Origin of the sequence: Roseivirga spongicola, assembly GCF_001592965.1 — a bacterium.
Lineage (GTDB): Bacteria > Bacteroidota > Bacteroidia > Cytophagales > Cyclobacteriaceae > Roseivirga > Roseivirga spongicola.
On record NZ_LRPC01000032.1, the window covers coordinates 26783 to 49142 of the forward strand.

Annotated in this window: 25 protein-coding genes and 1 tRNA gene; 18 read left to right on the plus strand and 8 right to left on the minus strand. The window is 39.8% G+C overall.

The window, feature by feature from the left end; genetic code table 11:
• Both AWW68_RS19205 and AWW68_RS19210 read left to right on the plus strand, forming a co-directional pair.
• Complete coding sequence (locus AWW68_RS19205) at positions 1 to 618, plus strand: phosphatase PAP2 family protein (RefSeq protein WP_157717731.1); 618 nt, start codon at positions 1 to 3, stop codon at positions 616 to 618.
• A gap of 4 nt (positions 619 to 622) precedes the next feature.
• Positions 623 to 1402, plus strand: coding sequence for an enoyl-CoA hydratase-related protein (locus tag AWW68_RS19210; protein WP_068225173.1), 780 nt, complete (start codon positions 623 to 625; stop codon positions 1400 to 1402).
• Between the two features lie 17 nt (positions 1403 to 1419).
• Here AWW68_RS19210 and AWW68_RS19215 read toward each other — a convergent pair whose 3' ends face one another.
• Positions 1420 to 2118, minus strand: coding sequence for an outer membrane beta-barrel protein (locus tag AWW68_RS19215; protein WP_068225107.1), 699 nt, complete (start codon positions 2116 to 2118; stop codon positions 1420 to 1422).
• Positions 2119 to 2252: 134 nt separating this feature from the next.
• Between AWW68_RS19215 and AWW68_RS19220 the strand changes: the two genes are divergently transcribed.
• The 7 genes from AWW68_RS19220 (at position 2253) to AWW68_RS19250 (ending at position 8507) form a co-directional block, all read left to right on the plus strand.
• Positions 2253 to 2326 (plus strand) — tRNA-Arg (locus tag AWW68_RS19220).
• Positions 2327 to 2855: 529 nt separating this feature from the next.
• The gene (locus AWW68_RS19225; protein WP_068225109.1) at positions 2856 to 3308 is read left to right on the plus strand and encodes a cold-shock protein; all 453 of its coding nucleotides are present in this window, start codon (positions 2856 to 2858) and stop codon (positions 3306 to 3308) included.
• A gap of 116 nt (positions 3309 to 3424) precedes the next feature.
• The gene (locus AWW68_RS19230) at positions 3425 to 4378 is read left to right on the plus strand and encodes a helix-turn-helix domain-containing protein (protein ID WP_068225111.1); all 954 of its coding nucleotides are present in this window, start codon (positions 3425 to 3427) and stop codon (positions 4376 to 4378) included.
• Positions 4379 to 4584: 206 nt separating this feature from the next.
• Entirely contained in the window at positions 4585 to 4920 is a 336-nt protein-coding gene (locus AWW68_RS19235) for an arsenosugar biosynthesis-associated peroxidase-like protein (protein WP_068225113.1), read from the plus strand.
• 3 nt (positions 4921 to 4923) lie between these two features.
• Positions 4924 to 5973, plus strand: a complete 1050-nt coding sequence (gene arsS, locus AWW68_RS19240; RefSeq protein WP_068225115.1) for an arsenosugar biosynthesis radical SAM (seleno)protein ArsS — start codon at positions 4924 to 4926, stop codon at positions 5971 to 5973.
• Between the two features lie 3 nt (positions 5974 to 5976).
• Positions 5977 to 6948 carry an arsenosugar biosynthesis arsenite methyltransferase ArsM gene (gene arsM, locus AWW68_RS19245; RefSeq protein ID WP_068225117.1) on the plus strand — a complete coding sequence of 324 codons (972 nt, stop codon included), beginning with the start codon at positions 5977 to 5979 and terminating at the stop codon, positions 6946 to 6948.
• Between the two features lie 116 nt (positions 6949 to 7064).
• On the plus strand, positions 7065 to 8507 hold the full coding sequence (locus AWW68_RS19250) for a hypothetical protein (protein ID WP_068225118.1): 1443 nt from the start codon (positions 7065 to 7067) through the stop codon (positions 8505 to 8507).
• A gap of 50 nt (positions 8508 to 8557) precedes the next feature.
• On the opposite strand, the gene AWW68_RS20375 is transcribed toward AWW68_RS19250, so the two are convergent.
• Positions 8558 to 8683: a hypothetical protein gene (locus AWW68_RS20375; RefSeq protein WP_262501411.1), complete on the minus strand. Its 126-nt coding sequence runs from the start codon at positions 8681 to 8683 to the stop codon at positions 8558 to 8560.
• 68 nt (positions 8684 to 8751) lie between these two features.
• Complete coding sequence (locus tag AWW68_RS19255; protein WP_068225120.1) at positions 8752 to 9681, minus strand: hydrogen peroxide-inducible genes activator; 930 nt, start codon at positions 9679 to 9681, stop codon at positions 8752 to 8754.
• A gap of 99 nt (positions 9682 to 9780) precedes the next feature.
• Here AWW68_RS19255 and AWW68_RS19260 point away from each other — a divergent pair, with 99 nt between their 5' ends.
• A complete protein-coding gene (locus AWW68_RS19260) occupies positions 9781 to 10230 on the plus strand; it encodes a Dps family protein (protein ID WP_068225121.1) in 450 nt (149 codons plus the stop codon).
• A gap of 4 nt (positions 10231 to 10234) precedes the next feature.
• Positions 10235 to 10621, plus strand: coding sequence for an acyl-CoA thioesterase (locus AWW68_RS19265; RefSeq protein ID WP_068225122.1), 387 nt, complete (start codon positions 10235 to 10237; stop codon positions 10619 to 10621).
• 11 nt (positions 10622 to 10632) lie between these two features.
• On the opposite strand, the gene rsgA is transcribed toward AWW68_RS19265, so the two are convergent.
• Positions 10633 to 11556 carry a ribosome small subunit-dependent GTPase A gene (gene rsgA, locus AWW68_RS19270; RefSeq protein WP_185101313.1) on the minus strand — a complete coding sequence of 308 codons (924 nt, stop codon included), beginning with the start codon at positions 11554 to 11556 and terminating at the stop codon, positions 10633 to 10635.
• A complete protein-coding gene (locus tag AWW68_RS19275) occupies positions 11553 to 12788 on the minus strand; it encodes a 3-deoxy-D-manno-octulosonic acid transferase (RefSeq protein WP_068225125.1) in 1236 nt (411 codons plus the stop codon). The genes rsgA and AWW68_RS19275 overlap by 4 nt, the downstream gene beginning before the upstream one ends.
• 327 nt (positions 12789 to 13115) lie before the next feature.
• Between AWW68_RS19275 and AWW68_RS19280 the strand changes: the two genes are divergently transcribed.
• Together AWW68_RS19280 and AWW68_RS19285 are read left to right on the plus strand one after the other, a co-directional pair.
• Positions 13116 to 13706: a hypothetical protein gene (locus AWW68_RS19280; protein ID WP_157717732.1), complete on the plus strand. Its 591-nt coding sequence runs from the start codon at positions 13116 to 13118 to the stop codon at positions 13704 to 13706.
• An 18-nt stretch (positions 13707 to 13724) separates the two neighbouring features.
• Positions 13725 to 14738 carry a DUF6588 family protein gene (locus AWW68_RS19285; protein WP_157717733.1) on the plus strand — a complete coding sequence of 338 codons (1014 nt, stop codon included), beginning with the start codon at positions 13725 to 13727 and terminating at the stop codon, positions 14736 to 14738.
• Positions 14739 to 14785: 47 nt separating this feature from the next.
• Here the strand turns inward: AWW68_RS19285 and AWW68_RS19290 are convergent, their stop codons facing one another.
• A complete protein-coding gene (locus AWW68_RS19290) occupies positions 14786 to 15559 on the minus strand; it encodes an enoyl-CoA hydratase-related protein (RefSeq protein WP_068225131.1) in 774 nt (257 codons plus the stop codon).
• 42 nt (positions 15560 to 15601) lie between these two features.
• On the opposite strand from AWW68_RS19290, the gene AWW68_RS19295 reads away from it, so the two are divergent.
• Together AWW68_RS19295 and AWW68_RS19300 are read left to right on the plus strand one after the other, a co-directional pair.
• The gene (locus tag AWW68_RS19295; protein ID WP_068225133.1) at positions 15602 to 16084 is read left to right on the plus strand and encodes a low molecular weight protein-tyrosine-phosphatase; all 483 of its coding nucleotides are present in this window, start codon (positions 15602 to 15604) and stop codon (positions 16082 to 16084) included.
• A complete protein-coding gene (locus AWW68_RS19300; RefSeq protein WP_068225134.1) occupies positions 16084 to 16962 on the plus strand; it encodes a fructosamine kinase family protein in 879 nt (292 codons plus the stop codon). The genes AWW68_RS19295 and AWW68_RS19300 overlap by 1 nt, the downstream gene beginning before the upstream one ends.
• Before the next feature lie 58 nt (positions 16963 to 17020).
• Here AWW68_RS19300 and AWW68_RS19305 read toward each other — a convergent pair whose 3' ends face one another.
• On the minus strand, positions 17021 to 18316 hold the full coding sequence (locus AWW68_RS19305; RefSeq protein WP_245660277.1) for an aspartate kinase: 1296 nt from the start codon (positions 18314 to 18316) through the stop codon (positions 17021 to 17023).
• 39 nt (positions 18317 to 18355) lie between these two features.
• Here AWW68_RS19305 and fbp point away from each other — a divergent pair, with 39 nt between their 5' ends.
• From fbp to AWW68_RS19325, 3 genes are all read left to right on the plus strand, one after another.
• The gene (gene fbp, locus AWW68_RS19310) at positions 18356 to 19348 is read left to right on the plus strand and encodes a class 1 fructose-bisphosphatase (protein ID WP_068225135.1); all 993 of its coding nucleotides are present in this window, start codon (positions 18356 to 18358) and stop codon (positions 19346 to 19348) included.
• 480 nt (positions 19349 to 19828) lie between these two features.
• The gene (locus AWW68_RS19320; RefSeq protein ID WP_068225139.1) at positions 19829 to 21076 is read left to right on the plus strand and encodes a metallophosphoesterase; all 1248 of its coding nucleotides are present in this window, start codon (positions 19829 to 19831) and stop codon (positions 21074 to 21076) included.
• A gap of 114 nt (positions 21077 to 21190) precedes the next feature.
• On the plus strand, positions 21191 to 21802 hold the full coding sequence (locus AWW68_RS19325) for an MCP four helix bundle domain-containing protein (RefSeq protein WP_068225141.1): 612 nt from the start codon (positions 21191 to 21193) through the stop codon (positions 21800 to 21802).
• 124 nt (positions 21803 to 21926) lie between these two features.
• Here the strand turns inward: AWW68_RS19325 and AWW68_RS19330 are convergent, their stop codons facing one another.
• Positions 21927 to 22352: a DUF1801 domain-containing protein gene (locus AWW68_RS19330; RefSeq protein ID WP_068225143.1), complete on the minus strand. Its 426-nt coding sequence runs from the start codon at positions 22350 to 22352 to the stop codon at positions 21927 to 21929.
• Between the last annotated feature and the right edge of the window lie 8 nt (positions 22353 to 22360).

A 22360-nucleotide genomic window follows, 5' to 3' on the forward strand; every position in this document is an offset into this window, starting at 1 on the left:
TTGAATTTAGCTGCAAGGCTTATTACCTACATCTTTCAGCCGCTGTTAATGCCTACAGCGGTATTTTGGGTGGTGCTTTTTTTCATAGAAGGTAGTTCAAACCTTACAGATAAGGGTAAGTCTACTGTTGTGGGGCTAGTCTTTGTAACCACGTTTGTCATTCCTGCACTCACCGTTATCATGTTTAAGGTTACTAAAGTCATTAAGGACCTTCATATGAAAGATAGGAGGGAAAGGCTAATGCCTTTTATGTTTATCTCTATATTCTACCTGATTGTATCCTTTATGATAGAAGGGCAACAGTGGATGACTCCGCTGCTAAAAGTTACGTTCGTAGCAATCACTACTGTAGTGGTTGTAACCAATGGAATCACTTTCAGATGGAAGATTAGTGCCCACACTGCAGGTGTGTTTGGTAGTTTAGGTTTTATTTTAGCTCTGCAGAGGGCATTCCCTTCTACTAATTACCTGCTTTGGCCTTTGTTAGTGGCAATTGCTCTGTGTGGAGCTGTGTCATGGGCCAGATTATATTTGCATGCACATACACCCAAAGAAGTATTGGGCGGAGCTTTGTTAGGCTTTGTAGTGTGCTATGGTTCAATCCTTTTATTTGCTTAAACCTATGTACGAATTTCTGAAATACAATTTAGAAGCCGGAGTTGCTACTATTACATTGAATAGACCTGATGTCTATAACGCGTTAAATAATGAGATAACTTTCGAGCTGCAGGCAGCACTGAAGGAATGTAAGAAGAATGAGGAAGTGCGTGTTGTGGTACTTACTGGAGAGGGGAAGGCTTTTTGCAGTGGACAAGATCTAAAAGCAGCCTCTAAGGAACCAAACAGATCTTTCTCGGAATCGATTCATACGAGGTATAATCCAATCATTCAGGCAATTAGAAATCTACCAAAACCGGTTGTTTGTAGGCTGAATGGAGTAGCGGCTGGCGCTGGGTGTTCGTTCGCCTTGGCCTGCGACTTGGTAGTTGCGGCCGAAAGTGCTAAGCTGATAGAAGTGTTTGTGAATATAGGGTTGGTTCTTGATTCAGGGTCATCGTATTTTCTGCCGAGATTGGTTGGGTCGTCAAAGGCTTTTGAATTAGCTACTATGGGTAGTAGGGTTTCAGGTAAAGAAGCCGAGGCGTTGGGTTTAGTAAATAAGTGCGTTGCAGATGATCAATTAGATGATGCAGTTAAAGCCTACACTGATTATTACGCTAAGGCACCTACCAAAGCTATTGGCATGATGAAGAAAATGCTCAACAAATCTCAGGGAGCATCCTTAACAGAGATGTTAGAATATGAAGCGCACATGCAAGATATTGCTGGTGCGTCACACGATTATAAAGAAGGAGTGAATGCCTTCTTAGAGAAGCGTAAGCCTGAGTTCTTAGGGAAGTAATTCTAAGAGGTAATCTCTTAGAATCCTGTTAATGCAATTCCGAAAGTTAGGTTGTTGGTGTCTTCACCGCCTGCGGGAGGAGTTTCGAATTTATCAGAGAGCTCATAATAGCCGAATAAGCTAAACCCACCAAAGCCAACTCTTGCCTGAACACCATAGCGGAAACGGTTTAGGCCATAGTTGGCTCTATTTTTCACCATGTGATTGTCTCCAAGAGAATCTTCATACTTGAATTTGGTGAAAGAAGAATATAGAACTCCAACTTTACCACCTATAGCAGCTCTAAAGCCTCTTGAATACTGGTTTTTTCTACTGTAGAATCTGAATTCCAAAGGAATGTCTAAATAATTAGCTCCTAATTTAGACTTGCCGTATTCAAATACATCTGGTTGAGATAATTGTTCAGCTGTAACTTCAAGTGCTCCATTGTTTATTTCGCTGCTTAATGTGTAGTTATCCTCGAAAGAGAATTTCTCAAGTCCTAAGCCAATTCCAGGAGTGAAGGTGAATTTGCTATTACCCAATGGTAAATCGTAGAAATAAGTAATGTTGACAGTTTTCGACTGAAAATTGTTCAGTGCTATATTGTCAGGGGCACTGCTCCAAGTGTTTACGCCTAAATCAATGATCAGAGCTCCAGGAAGATCTGGTCTTTGAGCTTTAGCAATATTTCCCAACAACACGAGTGCAACTACGGCAAATGCAAATTTCTTCATATCAATTATCTCAATTTGAGAGCTGACAAAGTTAGTATTTTTTAAAAGTTATAATAGCTCTCTTTCACAAAGAAAAAGAATTACCTACCTTTGCAGCCTAATTTAACGGACTTTAACTAAGAACGTTGAAAAAAGGCCTCGTAGCATAACTGAATAGTGCACCTGATTACGGCTCAGGAGGTTGCAGGTTTGAATCCTGCCGAGGTCACTTTAAGTGTAAAGCCCACCAGAGACGGTGGGCTTTTTTATTTACTTAGCTCAAATCCTGTATCTGTGTTAATTCGAATAAAAAAGTGAATCACATTCATAAGTGTAGGTTTAAGGGGCGATTAGGGCACATCCTTTAATTTTTTCCTGTTTTTTCATAAACACTGCCTACGCAGCTAATGAACTATGGTTGAGGAGGAGGTTCAATTTTGGCTAATCCAACTTTTTCTTTCAATAAATGAGCTGAATAGGGCTTTCTATGGCTCCGTTTCGGAACTAATCAATAGGAATAACCATTTAATAGTATCACCTTTGTAGGAGAAAGTAATTGGAGCTGCTTTTCTAAACTCAATCCCGCTGATTTGATAAAAATCTCAATCCTGCCGAGTGTGGTAGGTTGTCAGTTGTATAAACAACAATCAAGTACTGCACTTTAGCGTTAGCAAACCATTGAGAGAACTGAAAAGTAGACAGTTCTGGTTACTTGGTAGCTTTTAGGCTATCGTTTATTGTTCACTTTAAATTCATTTATGGCAAGATCGCAAACTACATTTAACAAGAAAGAAAGAGAAAAAAAGAAGCTTCAGAAGAGAAAAGAGAAGTTGGCTAAAAGAGAAGAAAAAAAGGCCAGCACTACAGATGGTAGCTTAGATAGTATGATGGCATACGTAGACGAGTTCGGTAATATTTCTGATACTCCGCCAGATCCGAATGCTAAATCTAAGCCAATCAAAGCAAAAGATATTGAAATTGGTGTTCCTAAGCGTGAAGAGGAAGACTTAACAGCCGAAAGAAGAGGGCGTGTTAAATTCTTCAATAACTCTAAAGGTTATGGGTTCATTGCTCAAGACGGAAGTCACGAACAGTTCTTTGTTCATGCAGATAACTTGATGCAGCCAATTCAAGAAGGAAACAAAGTGAGCTTCGAAATTGCCCAGGGTCCGAAAGGCTTGATGGCGGTAAAAGTGAAGGTGGTTGGCTAAGCCTTTACTGGGGTAAAGGTTATATTTCTAGTTAGATTTAGTAACCGCTTACATAAATTGAAACCTTGTTAGCTATCCTTTACGTTATAATCGTTTAAGGTCAAAACAACAACAACATGATAGCTTACAAGGGGCAACACACCATTCACAAAATGGGTGGTCAGATCTATTGGGAATCTGACAGCGGAGCAATAGAGGGGATCGATAACGGATTCGCCCTCTTCAGCTCAAAAAATCTACTTGGTGAAAACCAAAAAACCCGTTTTTCCATTCGTTTCGGTCTCAACGGAACACAAGAATATCAAATTAAGGACAGAGTACTTCAAGTTAATCAGCAGCAATTTTTGGTAATGAATGCTGGTACTGAATACAATGTAAAAGCTCAGAACGGTGAAGATACCACCATGTTAGCTTTTTGTTTTAATGAAGACTTTGTTAGCGACTTTGTTAGTTCACATAGTAGCTCTGATGAAGATTTAATAGACAGAAATGGTATTTACGATCTGATTGAAACATCACCCGAATTCCCTTTACATACCTTGTTGGTAGATGAAGAGGTAAAGCCTGTGATAAGAGACATTATACATGCTAAACTTTACCTTTCGGCTGATGAGGTAGACAATTACTCAATCTTCAACAGAATTCTCGAAATGGTTTTTGCAGATTGTAGCGCTCAACTACATAACCTAGAGAACCAACAAATTGTAAAGCAATCGACCAAGGTGGAGCTCTATAAAAGATTGTCTATAGCTAGAGACTATATTCAGGCACATTATTGTGAAGAAATCAATTTGAATGAGCTTTCGAAAGTGGCTTGTCTTTCTCCTTATCATTTCCACAGAGCATTTAAGAGAACCTTTGGAATTACTCCGAAGAAATATGTGACAGCATTGCGCATTGAAAGAGCTAAGTGGCTTTTAAAGAATAGAGATTCTAATGTGCAAAGTGTATGTAATGAAATTGGTTTTAAAGACGTAAGCTCGTTTACGAGACTATTTTCTAGTTATACTAAAGCTACCCCATCAGCATACAGAAATCAGCTTTCTTCAGTCTATGCCATTTCGGCCTAATAGATTTTCATCCAAAGGTATTTCTCCTGACAGTTGAAATAAAATCTCCTGTCGGGATTGGAATGTTTCTTCCACTCACTTGTTTCTTCAGAACATTCTGATTCAATTAGTGTTCTCACAAGGTGAATCTAACACCCCTTAGTACTTCGTATGTACACAGCAGGTTGACGATCACTTTCATTGAATCAACCTAAAAAAGAAACATCATGTCTAAAACGTATTACAACCCAGAAGATTTAAAGAAGTTTGGCGATATCACTGAGTTCCAGAAAGAAATGGGAGACAAGTTCTTCGATTGGTATGGAGAAGTATTTAAGCCAGGAGCCCTCACTGCTAGAGAAAAATCGCTAATCGCCTTGGCGGTAGCTCATGCTATTCAGTGCCCTTACTGTATTGATGCTTATACTGACGATAGCATGAAAAAGGGAGCAGATGAAGAGCAAATGATGGAGGCTGTACATGTCTCTGCTGCTATTAGAGGTGGAGCCTCTTTAGTGCATGGTGTTCAAATGATGAACAAAGTCAAAGAAAAATTAATGTAGTCTATGTCTTTAGCTACTCTTAAAAGAGCAAAACACTGGCTTTCTACGCCAGAGGAACAAATAAAAATCCTCAGTAAAAACGAAGAGATTAACATTCCTTCCTTTGAATCTAAGATTCAAGACATGGGAATGAAGAACCTTAAGCCGGTAGGGATTGATATTTTTCAGGTCAATGTAGGTAAAATGTGTAACCAAGTGTGTAAGCACTGCCATGTGGATGCTGGCCCTGATAGAAAGGAAATCATGACTCGAGATACCATGCAGCAAATTTTGGATGCTATGGATGGTATGCCGGTAAAAACAGTAGACTTAACAGGCGGAGCTCCGGAAATGAATCCTGACTTTCGGTGGTTTGTTGAGGAGCTTTCTAAAAAAGGGGCGGAAATAATTGTTCGGTGTAACCTTACTATTATTCTGGCTAACCCGAAGTATCATGATCTGCCTGAGTTTTTCAAAAAGCATAACGTGAATGTGGTTTCTTCATTACCGTCATTTACCGCTAGAAGAACCGATGCTCAAAGAGGAGGTGGTGTTTTTAATAAGTCTATTGAGGCTTTAAAAATGCTCAATGCAGTGGGCTATGGAAAGGAAGGAACGGGTCTTCAGTTAGACTTGGTTTACAACCCTTCAGGGGCTTATTTACCAGACGACCAGTCAATTCTAGAATCAGAATTTAAAGGCAGGCTTAAAGATGGCTTCGATATAGATTTCAATAACCTTTATTCAATCACCAACTTACCAGTAAGTAGATTTTTGGATTACCTCTTGAATTCTGGTAATTACGAGGACTATATGAGTGAGTTAGCCAACGCCTTCAATCCAATTGCTGCTGAAGGTGTAATGTGTAGAAATATGGTTTCTATAGGCTGGGATGGTTACCTCTATGATTGCGATTTCAATCAAATGTTAGATTTAAAGCTTAATCATGGAGCTCCTAATCACATTAAGGATTTTGATTGGCAGAAGGTGTTAAATCGAGAAATTATTATCAATCAACATTGCTTTGGTTGCACGGCAGGTGCTGGTTCTAGCTGTGGCGGAGCAACCACTTAGATTATGGAAAGTTATTTAGAAACTACAAAGAACGTATATAAACAGGCTGCTGAAACTCCAGATGTGGGTCTGTGCTGCACTACAACTCCAGTTTGGGCTTTCCCTGAATTAGAGATTCCACAAATTATGTTAGACATGAACTACGGTTGTGGAAGTACCGTGCACCCAAGAGACTTGGTAAACTCGCCTAAAATTCTCTATGTAGGAGTTGGTGGAGGGATGGAGTTGTTGCAATTCTCTTACTTCAGCCGACAGCCTTCAGGGGTAATTGGTGTAGATGTAGTTGATGAGATGCTGGAAGCATCTAAAAGAAACTTTGAACAGGCTGCTGCTACTAATAAGTGGTTCGACCCGAGTTTTGTAGACTTGAGAAAAGGTGATGCGCTCAATTTGCCTATTGAAGATGAGTCGGTAGATGTGGCTGCCCAAAACTGTCTTTTCAATATTTTTCATGAAGAAGACTTAAAAAAGGCCCTAAGAGAAATGTACAGAGTGCTAAAGCCTAGAGGCCGCTTGGTGCTTTCCGATCCTATAGCAGAACAGGAAATGCCAGACTCGTTGAAGTTCGATGAAAAGCTTAGAGCTCTTTGCCTGAGTGGTTCTCTTCCATTAAGCCAATACATTAAAATGATTACCGATGTTGGTTTTGGTACGGTTGAAATTAGAGCAAAGAGACCATATAGAATATTAAAGCCGGGTCAGTATGATACGCCAACATCAATCTACATTGAATCTGTAGAGGTTTGTGCTATCAAAGACCCAATGCCAGAAGATGGGCCTTGTGTATTTACTGGGAGAACTGCCATTTATACAGGGGATGCCGAATATTTTGACGACCACAAAGGTCATGTCTTGCTGCCTAATCAGCCACTTGCCGTTTGCGATAAGACAGCTGGTAACTTAGAAGCACTACAGAGCGAAGATATTTGGGTTTCTCCAAGCACCTATTTCTACGATGGTGGTGGTTGTTGTTAACCAAAACCTTTAAGGTATTCAAAAGCTGACTCAACCGAGTTGGCTTTTTTGTTTTTAGCGTAGTGCCTTTTTTAAGGTCATTTTTATTTATTTTCAACCAACCTTAATCTAAGCAAATGGAAGAAATTGATAGAGATGATGACTCTAAAGAAGGTAAACTGAGGAGATGGGTAGCTAACCTGCAATTAGAAAGCTGGCAGCTTGAGCTACTGATCACTGGTTTTTCCATATTCCTATTAGCTAGTGGAATAGATGAATATGAGAACATCAGGGCTCGCATTAACTTCAATAAGCTAGTCGCCACACAAGATAATACGGTCATTTTCGCAGCAGCAGGCAAAGCTATCTTAGGGACTATTCCTTATGTAATTCAGTTCTTTTTAATCAGTTTGCTCTTGCACCTTTTGCTTAGAGGGTTTTGGATAGGAATTGTAGGCTTAAGCTCCGTTTCTAACACCATCGATTACGATAAATTAAACCTGAAAGGCCCTTTCAAGAAGTATATTCCTAAAAGAGTTAGGACCTTAGACGATTTGATATTTTACCTAGATCAGGTCTCAAGTGTAATATTCGCTTACACCTATCTTATCGTATTTTCTATCATATCTGTGGTTCTGGTAGGGTGTTTCTTGTTCATATTTATTGGTACAATAAACTTCATCACAGGCACTTTCGGAATGTCCAGTGTGGCATCGTTGGGTATAGTGCTGATAATGATACTATTTGTGCTTCTCTTTATAGGGGCGATTGTCTTCTTCCTAGATTCGATTTTGTTCTCAGCCTTCAAGAAGTCCAAGTGGTTTTCAGTTATCTTTTTCCCTATCTATCGGGTATTCAGTGTGCTTTCACTCTCATTCATTTATCGTAGTATTTACTACCACCTGATAACTAATTTTAAGAGGAAGCATATTGTATCGGTTACCTTGGTTTTAGTGGCCGTAGCTGTTGCGACTACTAGATTAAACTCTTGGGATAGGCATACCTTTTTCCCTGGAGATGGGGTTCATAACGCTAGAGTCATAGAAACCTCTTTTTATGATGATGAAAGGAAGAGCCGATTTGTTTACTCTGCCAGTATTCCGTCTAAGGTGGTTAAGGAGAGCTTTCTGCCACTGTTTGTTCGCTATTCTCCTAGCATGAATATGTCGTTGGCATTTTTCTGCCCAGATGCCCAAGGAATTAATGATAAGACTACCCTCAGGGAAAGCATAGAAGCCGGAGTACAATCACAGTTCGATTCTACAAAAACGGTTGTTGAGTTACTTCAGAAGGATAATGTGAGTGCCGAAAACTTGATTTCAATTATCGATTGTATAGAGTCGACTTTTGAGGTCAAGGTAGATGGAGAGCTGATTGATCTAGATTTTTCTTTTGCTTACCATCCGAATGAAAATGAGAAAGGCTTTTTACAGATGATTGATCTGGAAGCTTTTGCGAGAGGAAAGCACGTGATTACAGTTAATCACTTTGAGTATCAAGGAGCTCCATTTCTTGGCGAAGTAACCAGAGAAAGGTTCAAGATGACCCAACTGGCAGAAATAGTTTTCTGGAAAGAGTGATTTCCGGAATGTATTTCTCAATTCCTTGAGTCGGCTCGCCAGAATGATGCTTATCCCTGTCTTTTCAGAATCTGTCTGATTTTTACAGTAACAAAGCTGAAGATGGTGAAATATCCGATTGCCATTAATGTAAGTGTCGCTTCTATAGTCATGTCTTTCTTTTTCTCAAAGATCATGCACTTTTTGTTAGCTGTAATCGGGAAATCTCTGGTTGTTAGAGAATAGGTAATTCTCTTAGATGGGCTTATCTCCAGCGAATTCGATTTACCTTTTTTGCTTTAACAAAATGCTCGGGAATGTATTTTACAATACTATCTCTCAGACTTTCTAGCACAGCTTCTTTGGTAAAACCCTTATGTACAGCCAAGCTGATTTCTCGGGTTGGCTCTGGTTTTTCGAAACGCTTAATTCTGTAATCGTCTTTCTGATCCAAAACAGAAAGTTCGGGTACTAGGGTATAACCCATATGGTTCTTTACCAAATTTCTCAGCGTTTCTATTGAACCGCTTTCGTAGCTAATGTTCTCAATTTTGGAGCTATTAGGCCTATTGCAAAGAGAAAGGACTTGGTCTCTAAGGCAGTGTCCCTGATTTAACAACCAAAGACCAGTTTCTGGAAGGTCTTCAGGGCTTATCTTTTTTCTAGCAAAGAGGGGGTGTTGCTCCGCTATGTACAATAAAAAGGGTTCGTTGTAGAGTGGTATCTCTCTAATGTTGCTCTCGTCTAGTGGAGTAGCTAAAATGCCAATGTCTAGCAAGTCGTGCTTAATATCATGTATAATCTGCTCAGACTCAACTTCTCTCACCTTAAGCGTAATATTCGGATTGTTGTCAGAGAAGTGCTTGAGGAACCGAGGCATTAAGTAGGGCGCTACAGTTGGGATTACACCAATTCTAAAAACTCCACTTAAGTTGTCTTTTTCAGTGTTAACGTAATCTTTCAAACCGTTTACTTCCCTCAATATTTGACGAGACATATTAATGATTTGCCTACCAGTTTTTGTTGGTTCAATGGGGTGTTTAGACCGATCGAAAATCAATGTCCCCATCTCATTTTCAAGCTTCTTTATCTGGAGCGTAAGGGTGGGTTGAGTAACAAAACAACTATCTGCTGCCGTTACAAAATGTCGGTGGGTGTCTAATGCTACAATGTATTCTAACTGCTGTAATGTCATATTGCTAAAATCTATATACTAAGGGAACATATAGACCCTAAAGATAGTTGCTTTATTATACTATTAGAAAATTAGAATTAACCGAAAACAAAAATCAAAATGGAAAATAAATCGGAAAGCGCAGTGGTATCAAGATTGAACCAACTGCTTATAGATTATCAAGTTCATTATCAGAACTTAAGATTGTTTCACTGGAATGTGAAAGGTCCTTTCTTCTTTGTACTACACGATAAGTTTGAGGAGTTGTACAGAGAAGCTGCCGAAAAAGTAGACGAGATTGCAGAAAGAGTTTTGGCATTAGATGGCACTCCAAAAGGTTCTTTAAAGAATATACTATCTAATGCACATGTCGAATCTCATGCTGAGCAAATGGATGCAAATGCTATGGTTGAGGCAATCATTGAGGCTCACAAAATTTTAATCGGAGATTTAAATGAGGTGTTGAAAGCAGCGGATGAAGATGGTGACGAGGGTACAATAGATATCTTCACCAGCTACATTCAAGAGCTAGAAAAACACAACTGGATGTTTAAATCTTACTTAAAGTAGGTCAATGAATTTCCATACAAGAAAATGGGTGAAGCCTGAGGATTTAAATCCCAACGGAACTCTATTTGGAGGAAGTCTTCTCGCCTGGATAGACGAGGAGGCTGCCTTATACACAGTGGTACAGTTAGAGAATAAGCATATAGTCACCAAGTTTATTTCTGAGATCAATTTCATTAGTGCTCCTCGACAGGGAGATATCATTGAGATAGGTATTGAAGCGGTAGAGTTTGGGAGGACATCTCTAACATTACGCTGCGAGGTGAGAAATAAAATTACTCGAGAGAATATACTTTCCATCGATAAAATAACGATGGTGAATTTGGGAGAGGATGGAAAACCTGCCCCTCATGGTAAAACCAAAATAGAATTTGTAAGAGACAGGCTGCAGTAGGAGCCTGTTTTTTATCTATGACTATCGTAGTCTTGCAACATGCTGAGGTAGCTCATGTATCGCTCTTCAAATATTTCACCTTCTTCTAGTGCTTCAATTACCTTACAGCCTGGTTCATTAACGTGAAGGCAATTGTTAAAACGGCATTCTCCAATGTACTGCCTCATCTCTGGGAAGTAGTGACTAATCTCTGAGGCTTCCATATCAACTAAGCCGAGTTCTTTGATTCCTGGCGTATCTATAATTTTGGTCTCTGCATCTACTTCAAACATCTCAGCAAAAGTAGTGGTGTGCGTTCCTTTATTTGCGAAGGTTGATACCTCTCCAGTCTTTTGAGCTAGTCCTGGAATTAGTTTGTTTAAAAGAGTTGATTTTCCAACTCCTGAGTGCCCAGCAATTAGCGTGGTTTTCCCCTTTAAATGTTTTTTAATGGTTTCAAGGCCTTCTTCAGTTTGAGCAGAGATAAGGTCTGTTTCATAACCTATGTGGTCATACATGGCACATAAATCAAAAGTCTTATCTAGCTCTTTTTCATTCAGTAAATCCTTCTTGTTGAAAATCACTAGCGCTGGTATTCTGAAAGATTCGGCACTAACCAAAAACCTATCTATGAAACCTTGAGAGGTACGTGGAAAAGAGACTGTGGCTAGCAACAGTGCTTGGTCTACATTAGCCGCGAGAATATGGGAGAAACCATTCTTTCTGGTAGACTTTCGGATTATATAGTTTTCTCTGTTTTGAATCTCTGTAATTAGGCCAGAGTTTTCATGTTGTTCATCAGGAATAACCTCTACAAAGTCTCCAACAGCAATAGGGTTGTTGACTTTAATGCCCTCTTGTTTAAATTTTCCTCTAAGCCTACTCTGATAGGTGATGCCATCTTCACCTTTCACATCATACCAACTACCTGTAGACTTGTATACCTGTCCCTTCATTTTAATTCTTCCTTTAGGTATGATATTATTCGTTCAGTTGCTCCCTGATTTTCTGTTACATACTGAAGGCAAATATCGGAAGCTCCTTTCCTAAATCCTTCAATTAACAAGTTATTCAGTACATCTTGCGTCTGCTGAGCATCTTCTACAGAAAAGGCCCCACCGAGAGTGATCAGTTCTTCTGATTCAGGGAATTTTTCTAAGCCTTTATTGCCGAAAACTACTGGTAAACCAAATGCTACAGCCTCTAAAATGTTATGAAGGCCATCGCCAAAGGCTCCTCCAATATATGCAAAGTCGGCATATTGATAGGTGGAAGAGAGCATGCCGATAGTATTCAAAATCAATACACTGTCTGTGTTTGTAAGATTACCATCGCTGTACAGTTTAAAAGGTACAGATAAATGGCTTGTGATTTTTTCTACATGGGCTCTGTCTATAAGGTGCGGTGCAATTATGATATTGATTTCACCACTTTTTGCATTAATGAAACCGGCTAGAACGGCCATGTCTTCTGGCCAGGCACTTCCAACTATCAGGGTGATCTTATCACCGCAGAATTTCTCAAGGTCTGCGTAGCTTTCTGGGCTTGCAACAGTTTGGCTCACTCTGTCGAACCGGGTATCTCCAGATATGCTACAATCTTCAACCCCAATACTCTTTAATAAATATTCTGACTTGGTGTTTTGAACAAAAGTATGGTCAAAGTACCGAAGCATTTGCCGGTGGAAGCTGCCGTATTTTTTAAAGAAAATATGATTTGGAGTGAATATGGCAGATATGCTGAATAAAGGGATTGATCGCTGGTCTGCCTCTTTTAAAAAGTGGAACCAATACTCGTATTTAATAAAGCAGGCTAGGTTTGGTTTTAGCTCATCGAAAAAACGTTTTGCATTCGCTTTAGTGTCAATAGGTAAGTAGCAAGTAAGGTCTGCAATAAAATGCTCTTTTCTGTGTTCGTAGCCAGAGGGAGAGAAAAAACTCACAACTATAGAATATGATGGAAACTCCTCCTTAAAGCGCTCCATTACTGGAAGCCCCTGTTCAAATTCACCTAAAGATGCGGCATGAAACCATGCTACTGGACCTTTTTCATTGGATCTATATTTTCGTATTTCGCTAAAGACATTCTTTCTACCCTTGATGAATTTTTTGGCCTTTGCATTGAATGGGGAAGAGGCTTTGGCCAGCAAAGCATAAAGTCGAATTCCAAGGTTGTAGAGAAATATCATTGGGGGCAAAAATAACAAACCACCGCATAGGTTACTCATTTCTTCTCAAATCACTAGCTGTTTTGCATTCAAGCTTTAATGATTATAACCCAGCCGTTATGAAATGATTTATCTATACTCAGTTTAGGAACTTTGCGAGCAATTCTCGATTATTACATACCATTTTTGGTGAATCCTCTCAATTAAACATGACTACTGTTGGTAACTTTACTCGAGTTACTTAGGCTGTTGAGCTGCATAACCCACTGGGGTTCATGTGTTTATTTTATAGCATTCTATTACTCACTATAAACCTTAAAACTCACTTTATTATTTAACTATTCAATTATGCAAAAACGTCTTTTACCATTACTATCACTCTTATTAGTGATTTGGGGCTGTGGCGAGGCAGGTTTTCAATCCGACATTTCAAAGAATGTTGAAATTGACCCCATCAATGTTCAATTGTCTGTGCCTGCAATTTTCGTAGGTCAGGATATTGATGAAACTCCACCAATTGATGCCTCAACAGGTGTTATCGATATCTCTGATAATGAATTTTCAGAATACCTAGATGATGCTACAAAATTCACCATTAACAAGATTTCATACAGTATTGTGAACTTCCCTAGCGGTAGCAGAGCTGACTTGGACATGGATATTGATGTAGCTATTGCTGGAGGTCAAAACCAAGATTTGCTTGAAATACTTATTGCTGATGCTCAGAATAATGTTGAGGATGTGATTTTGTACGAGGCAGGAACTCCAGGTAATGTTAGTGCAATTGCCATTCAGGACTTAGAGCAAGCTCTATTTAATAGCCAGACTTTCGAATTGGATATCGAAATTATAGGTCGCGATGTAAACCTCTCTCAGTCAGATGTTGACTTCCAGATAGTTTTCAAATTCGATGTAACCACAAGACTTCAACTAGACTAATCTTCAACCAAGATGATAATGAAAAGAATTAACAGATTTTTTATAGCGGTCTTCATGTTGTTCAGTGCTTCATTTGGACTTAAAGCACAGGTAGACCTTGACGCCTTTCTAGAAGCAGGTGTTGCCGATGCAAATAAATTATTAGAAGGATATTTACAGCCAGCTTTTGAGGGGTTTGGCTATGGTTTGGCTAGTGGCTGGTACAATACAGCTAAGCCTCACAACTTACTTGGGTTCGACCTTTCGGTAACTGTGTCTGCTGCAAGTGTACCTACAGGTGCTGAGTTTTTTACTTTCAGAAACTCAGATTATACTAACGTTAGATATGACGGTGGCGCATCAGTAGATATCCCTACTATGTTTGGGCCAAATTTAGGTGCAGATGATCTGCCTCAACTTACTTTCTTAGATCCGGATACAGGAGAGGAAGTAGTGAGAATTTCTGCTCCAACTGGTTTGGGAATTGAAGAAGATTTTATGCCTTTTAATGCAGTTCCGGTACCAATGGCACAAATTGGTATTGGCCTTCCTAAAGGTTTTGAATTGAAGGTTCGTTACGTACCTGAGCAAACTTTTGAAGACGATGGTAATGTAAAGCTTTTTGGCTTGGGTTTAATGCACGACATCAAGCAATGGTTGCCAGGTGAGAAGCTTCTTCCAATTGATTTATCAGTGTTTTTAGGGTTCACCAACCTTACTTCACAAGTGTATATTGATAAGGATTTGGATCAATATGGTGAGTTTGAGGCCAACTCTTATGTTTTCCAAGCAGTGGCTTCTAAGAAGTTCTTATTTGTAACTGCTTTTGCAGGATTAGGATACTCTAATTATGATATTGGTTTCAATATGTTGGGCGACTATACTACCGAAACTAGAACATTTACAGATCCGATCAGCCTGAAATACAAGAAGAATGGAGTGAGAGCTAATGTAGGTTTAAGATTGAAGTTGTTGTTCTTAACACTTACAGGTGAATACGCTTTCCAAGAGTACAACACAATGTCTGTTGGTGTTGGTTTCTCATTTAGATAAGGTAGAAAGACAATTTTAAAAAAAGGAGGGGCGTTGAGCCCCTTTTTTTATTGTCCTTTAAAGTTTGGTTTTCGCTTTTCTATGAAGGCACTCATACCTTCTTTTTGGTCTTCAGAAGAGTAAAGGGTGTTGTAATTTTTCCTTTCAAAATAGAGTCCTTCTTCCAACGAAACCTCAAAAGACCTATTAATAGATTCTTTGGCCATTTGAACCGCAAGCGGAGGCATAGAAGCAATTTCTTGAGCAAGTTTGGTAGCCTCCTTCATATATACTTCTACCGGAACAATGCTGTTGACTAGGCCAAGGCTCAAAGCCTCTTCAGCATCTATGAATCTTCCAGTTAAAATCAATTCCATGGCTTTTACTTTGCCTATGGCTTTGGTGAGCCTTTGAGTGCCACCTGCACCAGGAATTACACCTATCTTTATCTCGGGCTGACCAAATTGAGCAGTCTCCGAGGCTACAATCATGTCGCAGCCCATGGCTAATTCGCAGCCACCGCCTAATGCGAATCCAGAAACGGCAGCAATGATTGGCTTTTTAACGGATGATATTTTTCTCCACAAGCTGAACAGGTCCATCTTGTACATATCTATGCTGTTTTTATCTGCCAGTTGTCGAATGTCTGCTCCAGCAGCAAAAGCTCTTTCGTTACCGGTTAAAATAATTGCCCTTACCTGCTCATTAGTATCTAAATCTTGAAGAGCCTCTGCAAGCTCGGTCAATAATTGAAGATTAAGGGCATTGAGTTCTTTCGGACGATTTAGCTCAATGAGTGCTACGTGTGGGGCGTGGTCTTGGCTTACTTTTATAAATTCCATAGGTTTGAAAATATTGTCTGCAAGTTAAAAGAGTAAGAGGAAATGACTCAAGTGAAAGTATTATTTGTCTGTTTAGGAAATATCTGCCGATCGCCTTTAGCCGAAGGCATTTTTCGTCATAAGGTGAAAGAAAGAGGGTTAGAAGAAGTTTTTAAGATAGACTCTTGCGGCACTGCCGACTTCCATATAGGTGAAAAGCCAGATAGCCGGTCTGTGGCTAATGCCAAAAAGAATGGAATTCTATATAGTCATAGAGGAAGACAACTAAAGAAATTCGACTTTAATGACTTTGACTACATTTTACCGATGGACGATTCTAACATCGATAATGTGGAGCAATTGAAGCCAGAAGGGGCTACAGCTGCGGTTATAAAGATGAGAGATTTTGATGAAGAGGGAGTGGGGCAAGATGTGCCAGACCCATACTACGGAGGAGAAAATGGCTTTCAATTGGTTTTTGAAATACTGGAACGTTCAACTGAAAACTTACTCAATAAGTTAGTGGAGAAACATCATTTGGCTTAATGTTAGAGAACTTCCCAGATATGCTTTCCAGAATGCTTTTTCAGGTTCTGGGCGATGAACTTAAGGTTGAATCTGTTCAAATTCAGACTGGAGGAGACATTAATATGGCAGTTTGTGCCGAAACCAACTATGGTGATTTCTTCATTAAGTGGAATGAAGGTCAGTATGACGATATGTTTGAGGAAGAAGCCCAAGGTCTCAAATTATTGCGTCAAGCTACACAGCTTAAAATACCTGAGGTCTTTGGTTATGGAAAGCTGGACGATAAAGCATTTTTGGTTTTAGAGTTCCTAGAGCCTAGTGCAAGCGATGATACCTATTGGTCTAGACTAGGAGAAGGGATAGCTCAGTTGCATCAGGTTAAAGCAGATAAACATGGTTTAAATTATAACAATTATATCGGCAGGCTTAATCAGAATAATAGTTTTAACGGTGATTGGACTGAGTTCTTTCGAGAGAATAGGTTGAATACTCAATTAGGTTTAGCAATATATAACGAAGAGGTTGAGAAAGATTTTGTGCGGGACTTCAAACGCTTTTTAAGCAAGCTGCCGCAGATTGTGCCTCCTTCAGAACCTTCACTATTACATGGCGATTTGTGGAGTGGAAATGTAATGAGTTCTGCTCGTGGATCAGCGGTCTATGACCCAGCAGTATACTTTGGAGCCAGAGAAATGGATATAGCCATGACCCAATTGTTTGGTGGCTTCGACCAGAGGTTTTATGAGGCCTATGACTCCAATTACCCACTGCCTGACGACTTTGATGCCTTAGTAGAAGTTTACAACCTATACCCTCTAATGGTGCATGTCAATCTTTTCGGAGCAAATTCAGGATACTTAGGCTCCGTATGGCGAACGATTAAACGCTATTTATAGTCATTGGTCATTGGTCAATAGTCAATCATATAGACCAATTCCCTAATCAACCATTTTACTAATTCACCTTATAGACCATCTGGAAGTTGTTTCTAGAGCGTTGTTCAATAATAACTTGCTTGCCTTCCATTAGCTCGTTAATAGTCTCTTGATTATAGTTTTTTACCGTTATCATTTCTAGGCCCTCGTTGTAGTAAATACTGAATTCATCCATCAAAGCGGTTCTTAATTGCTCACGCCTTTTTGGGTCATCATCCATGCAAATGGTGAAAGAGATGGCCGAGTTTTGCATAAGGTTGATAGTGAGGTTTAGCCTTTTCACATGCTCGAAAATGGTGTAAATGTGAGCCTCGTTGATAAATGAAAAGTCACTGATTTTAAACGAAATAACCGTCTGCTTGTCTTTATGGATAATAGCAGGGTTGAGGTTCGGAATCTGGCATTCTTCAATAACAGTTCCTTTCTCCTGCATATTTTGGAAAGACCTTACATACAGAGGTATTCCTTTTTGAGCTAAAGGTTTAATGGTTTTCGGGTGAATAACCGAGGCACCATAATAGGTCATTTCTGCAGCTTCTTTGTAAGGCAGTCTGTCATATAGCTTAGTGTTCTCAAACTTCTTTGGGTCTGCATTGAGTACACCTGGCACATCTTTCCAAATAGTAACCGAATCGGCACCTAATGAGGTAGCAAAGATCGCTGCACTGAAATCGCTTCCTTCCCGGCCGAGGGTGGTGGTGTTGTATTTAGCATTGCTGCCAATAAAACCTTGTGTAACCACCACTTTATCTTCCAGATGAGGCATAGCCTGAGACTTGATCATGGCCTGAGATGCACCCCAGTCTACCATTGCTTGTCTGTGCGTGCTGTTAGTTTTTACTACCTTTCGAGCATCCACCCAAACGGCATCAATGCCTTGTTTATTCAAGTAGGCAGCAATAATTTTTGTGGAAATCACTTCGGCCAAAGAAACTGTTTGGTCATAAACAAAGTCATAGCCGAATGCTGAGCTATATCCATTGAGGCCATGGATCAATTGCTCGTAAATTTCTTCCATGTCTTCTCTTAAAGTTTGGCTACTCACTAAGCCAAGGTCTTTAATGATGTTGTCATGAAAATCCTTAACCTCTTCAATAGGAATTTCGGCAGGTTCTTCTTCAATTACTTGGTTTAACAGAGCCTCAAAAGCATTTGTCATTTTGCCCATGGCAGAAACAACCACCAATAATTTCTCATTCTTATGTGCAGCAATAATATTGACCATATTCTGCACAGACCCTGCATCTCTAACAGATGCCCCTCCAAACTTAAAGACTTTCAAGTGACCTAATTGATTTTTACTATTTTCGCGCAAGTTATTAACGTTTGATTAGAATCAAATTATAACTCATCAATGGGAAAAGCGGAAAACTCAAGAATTGCCCTTCCGGTGGGCTCTAATCTTGACAGGTTCATTAACAAGAACCAAGAGGCATTTAAGTATGCAACCGGAGAATTATCACAACTCATTCGCGATTTAGCATATGCAGGTAAGGTGGTAAACAGGGAGATTAACCGTGCTGGCCTTGCTGGCATTACAGGAGCTTATGGCTCAGAGAACGTTCAGGGAGAAGAACAACAGAACTTGGATGTAGCTGCAAACATTCGTTTCACCAGAGCTTTGAAAAAAGGTGGTGAAGTGGCAGCTATTATTTCGGAAGAAGATGAAGATATCATCGACCTAAATAATCCAAGGTCTAAATACATCATTGCAATCGACCCACTAGATGGATCGTCAAATATCGATGTAAACGTCTCTATCGGAACAATTTTTAGCATTTACAGACGGATTTCTCCGGCAGGTAGTCCTGTGCAGGAAGAAGATGTGCTACAAGCTGGTAAACATCAGGTGGCGGCAGGCTACATTCTTTATGGCTCTTCTACCATGTTTGTTTATACTACTGGTAAAGGGGTAAATGGCTTTACGTATGAGCCAAGCCTTGGGGAGTATATTCTTTCTCATCAGAACATGAAGATGCCTAAAGATGGAAAGGTATACTCGGTCAATGAGGGTTCTTATCGCTCTTTTGACGATGATGTTAAGGCCTATATCGAGACTTGTAAAGACAGAGGTTACTCTGCCCGATACATTGGTTCTTTGGTGGCAGACTTCCATAGAAATTTACTGAAGGGGGGAATCTATATTTATCCTTCTACCGAGAAAGCGCCTAATGGAAAGCTAAGACTCATGTATGAGTGCAATGCCTTAGCCATGATTGCCGAACAAGCTGGAGGTTTAGCAACTGACGGTAAGCAACGAATTATGGATATTGAGCCAGAGAGCTTACACCAGCGTGTACCTTTCTTTGTCGGAAGCAAGCACATGGTCGAGGAGGCTTCGAAGTAGTTTGGATTTTTTATTGAATCTAATTCCTGATTTAGGAGCAGTTACCAGGTTCTTGATTTTCAAGCCCTTTTCAAGTAAAAGATTTGCTGATTACTATGATAAAGGACGATCGGAGAAACAAGAGCTAAAGAACTGGTTTGCGGGATTAGTTTTGATAATTGCAGTTATTCTTTCGATCAAGTGGATGATCTAGGAGGAGGCTGTCTCAGAAGCTATAAGTCATTTCCGGCTTTACCTTCATCAATAGGGGATAAAGGCACTCTAAGCCGATGGAGATTCCTAGTCGACTTAAGAATGACCGAAGAGGAGCTTTTGAGACAGTCTTTTTAGTTTGTAGTGTTTGCGGTATTCAAGAGTTTTATGATGTTGTTCAGACCTCAAGCATCTCTGTTTAAGTCATCGTTGGTTTGTTTAGCTATGTATAATTAGCTTAATGATGTTTTACTGAACTAGATTTATTGTTTACTGGTTACTTAATCGATGCGTCCATCACCTTTTGCCTTCCTTATTCTTGTAGTAATTCTCGCTTGGCTAGATTTCTATGCCTATCAAGCGACTAAAACTCTCATCAGTAAATTCAAGCCAAGGCTTAGAAGCATTATCAGGTACATCTATTTGGCTCAAGCCATAATAATGCTCGGCATGGTTGTATTTCTTTGGTTAGTCCAAACAGGAACAACCTCATTTATGTTTCTGCTTTCCATCATCTTCATGAGCTACGCGGCTAAACTTTTGGCGGTTCTTTTTGTCTTCTTCGATGACATAAGAAGAGTACTGAAATGGTTCTTTGAAGGAAGGAAAAGAAGGTATGAGAAGAGGGTGGCGAGTGGCCAAAAGATGCCTCGCTCTAAGTTTTTAGCGCGTTCTGCTGTGGTTGCTGCTACCTTGCCGGTAGTAACCATGAGCTTTGGAATTGTTAAAGGCGCTTATGATTACCGAATAAGAAGAAGACGTGTTTATTTGCCTAATCTTCCGAAGGGGTTTGAAGGTGTAAAAGTTGCACAGTTATCCGACATTCATAGCGGTAGTTTCTTTGATAAAACAGCAGTTCAAGGAGGGATAGATCTCCTGCTGAATGAGAAACCTGACATGGTTTTCTTTACTGGAGACTTGGTAAATAATGAAACCAAAGAAGTGAAGGAGTACATGGACATATTTTCTAAGGTGAAGGCCGATTTGGGTGTTTATTCTACCCTAGGAAATCACGATTATGGCGACTATAGATCTTGGCCTTCGCAAGCTGCCAAGCGCAATAACTTGGAAGATATGATCAAGGTGCATGAGCGGATGGGCTGGAATCTGATGATGAACGAAAACCAGTCTATTAAGGTAGGTACTGAGCAAATATCGGTGATTGGTGTAGAAAACTGGGGGGCAGGTAGGTTTGCGAAGTACGGAGACCTCTCGAAAGCTGCTTTGAATGCCGAAGGAGACGTGAAACTTTTACTTTCTCACGATCCAAGTCATTGGGACGCTCAAGTACGAGATCAGCAGCCAGATATTGACCTAATGTTCGCTGGTCACACGCATGGAATGCAGCTTGGTGTGGAAATAGGAGACTGGCGATGGAGTCCGTCTAAGTATATCTACAAGCAGTGGGCGGACCTCTACAAAGAAGGAGATCAGTACCTGTATGTTAATAGAGGGTATGGCTTCTTAGGCTTTCCTGGTAGAATTGGTATTTATCCTGAAATTACCGTGCTGGAGTTAACTTCCAAGCCAGTATAAGGCTTCTAAAATTAGTTCAGAACAAGTCTGTAGAAATTCTGTTTTGCCATTTCTAGGAATCCTCTATATTGAGTTCTAAAGATTTTAACTGTTTCTTATTTAGGGAGGTGTGATATGGCAAGTATTTCTAAGAAGCTCAAGTGGACAGCCGCTTTACTCATCGTTTTTCTCTTAATAATTGCGACCAATCTGGTAGATAGGCAGCACTTTAGAAGAGTGAAAGAGTCGGTTGTGGCTATGTATGAAGACCGTTTGGTGGTAAAAGATCTCATCTTTGAGTTGAAGCTACTGGTAGACCAGAAGAAATTGGCCCTATTGACAGAAAACGAGGCGTTTTTTGCCGATCAAAACGAACAAGTAAATGACTCTATTGATGCTTTGGTAGAGCGCTTTTATGCTACTCAACTTACTGCTGAAGAAAGAGATTACTTAAACGCCTTTGTTGAGAAAACAGAAACTTTAAGACCTATCGAAGAGCGGGTTTATACAGACCCACAAGCAGAAGAACAGTTAGCCAAAAGTCTACATGCTTTAGAGTCAGATTTGTATGTACTATCAAAGATTCAGTTAAGCGAAGGAAAGGTTCAACTAATGAAGGCCAGTAAGTCCGTCAATGCCATGGACTACCTAACTAACCTCGAATTAATTGCACTAATTGTAATAGCGGTCTTTGTAATATTTATATGGGTATATAACCCTAAAAGCAGCTTATCTACTAGCAGTTGAGACTATCTCTACTTGCATAAATTAGGTGTCGATTCTGCCGAACCTATGCTGTTTAACCCTGAGAGAGATTCGCGTAGAAGCTCATGATTTGAGGAAGGTTTCTCAGTTAATAACTCTGCACAAATTACATTCCCAGCCCTTCTAAGTGCTTTACCTTATGGTAGGTGAGAGCCGCTTTAATACATTGCTTTAATTCATGAAGGGGTAGCTCTTCATTGAGTTGGAAAACAATAGCCCTCGTTCCTTCATAATTGAATAAGTCGCCAAATTTTTCTTTGAAGGAAGGAACCAGCTTACTCGTACATTGGAAATACATGGCATATTGGTCTGGGTTCTTCGGTTTCCAATCAATGCGAAGTGTGCTGCCAATCTTGGTTACATAGCTAGGTTCTCCCCATTTTAAGGTTTCTTCTAACCACTCTATTTGCTCAACCTCTTTAGCTGTTTCAATAATAAGGCGTTGCAGCTCTTCAATCTTCGGTTTTACTTCAGTAGGATATTTGTCAAAGACAGTTTCTACTTCTGGTTTTGAGTTAATGATAAGTGACATGCTTACTG